The 1587-nt window shown below is 59.7% G+C and carries 1 protein-coding gene; it reads right to left on the minus strand.

Annotated elements, in window-relative coordinates:
- Positions 1–1530, minus strand: a 1530-nt coding sequence (locus DBV08_RS31935) for an amino acid adenylation domain-containing protein (protein WP_311717468.1), incomplete at its 3' end; no start/stop codon positions are given.
- Between the last annotated feature and the right edge of the window lie 57 nt (positions 1531–1587).

Raw genomic sequence — 1587 nt, forward strand, 5'->3', positions numbered from 1 at the left:
CACCGGCTCCGGCAACAACTTCCGATCCAACTTCCCCGACGCATTCAACGGCAACGCATCCAACACCACAAACTGCGACGGCACCATATACGACGCCAACCGCTCCCCCACACCCACCCTCACCACATCAACATCAACCGAAGACCCCACCGCAGCAGTGACATACGCAACCAACTGATCACGCCACACCACCACCACAACAGAACCCACACCCACCTGATCCCGAACCGCAGCCTCGATCTCCCCCAACTCGATCCGCTGACCACGCAACTTCACCTGAAAATCACTACGACCGACATACTCGAGCTCACCCGACACACCGATCCACCGCACCACATCCCCCGTGCGATACATCCGCGAACCCACCCCACCGAACGGATTCGCCACAAACCGCTCCGCCGACAAATCCACCCGCCCGTGATACCCACGAGCGACCTGCACACCCGACAAATACAACTCACCCGCAACACCCACCGGCACCGGACGCAACCGCGAATCCAACACCAACACCGACGAATTCCACACCGGAGCACCCATCGGCACCACCACACCCACACCATCGAGCGGACCCGCCGCCGTCGCATGCACCGTGAACTCCGTCGGACCATACAAATTATGAACCTCAACCGACGGCAACACCGACAACACCCGACGCACCACCGACGCCGGCAACGCCTCACCCGCCGCGAAAATCACCCGCAACGAACCCAACCCACCACCACCAAGGCGCGAGATCGTCGCCTCCGACATGTCGACAACCTGATCGACGAACACCTCCAACATCGACGGCACAAACGAGACCATCGACACCGACTCCGCCGCCACCACCGACGCCAAATACCCCGGATCCCGATGACCGTCATGAGTAGCCACCACCAACCGAGCACCCACCGCCAACGGAACAAACAACTCCCACACCGACACATCGAACGTCACCGGAGTCTTGAACAACACCACATCAGAAACCGACACCGCATAACGCTCCGCCAACCACGACACCTGATTGACCACACTGCGATGACTGACCGCCACACCCTTCGGCCGACCCGTCGAACCCGACGTGAAAATCACATACGCCGTATTCCCCGACCGCAACGGCGCAACACGATCCACATCAGAGACAGGCGCATCCGAAAAACCAGACACATCAACAACATCAACCTCGACCACCGGCACCACACCAGCATCGAAACCAACATCAGACGTACTGACCACACACACCGGCGACGCCGCCGCCAACACAAACCCATTACGCTCCGCCGGCTGATCCGGATCCACCGGAACATACCCACCACCAGCCCTGAGCACACCGTAAACCGCAACCAACAAATCAACCGAACGCCGAACCGCAACACCCACCAACGACTCCGGCCCCACACCCACCGAAACCAAATACCTGGCAAAACAATTCACCCGAGCATCGAACTCCGCATACGACAGAGACACACCCTCGAACGAGAGCGCCACCGCACCCGGAGACGCCGCCACCTGCGCATCGAAACCATCGAGCAACAAAGCACCATCAGTCAACTCGTGAACAGTGTCATTCCACCCCTCGAGCACCAACGAACGCTCAACAGAATCCAA

Origin of the sequence: Rhodococcus sp. KBW08 (assembly GCF_003852455.1) — a bacterium.
Taxonomy (GTDB): Bacteria; Actinomycetota; Actinomycetes; order Mycobacteriales; family Mycobacteriaceae; genus Rhodococcus_F; species Rhodococcus_F baikonurensis.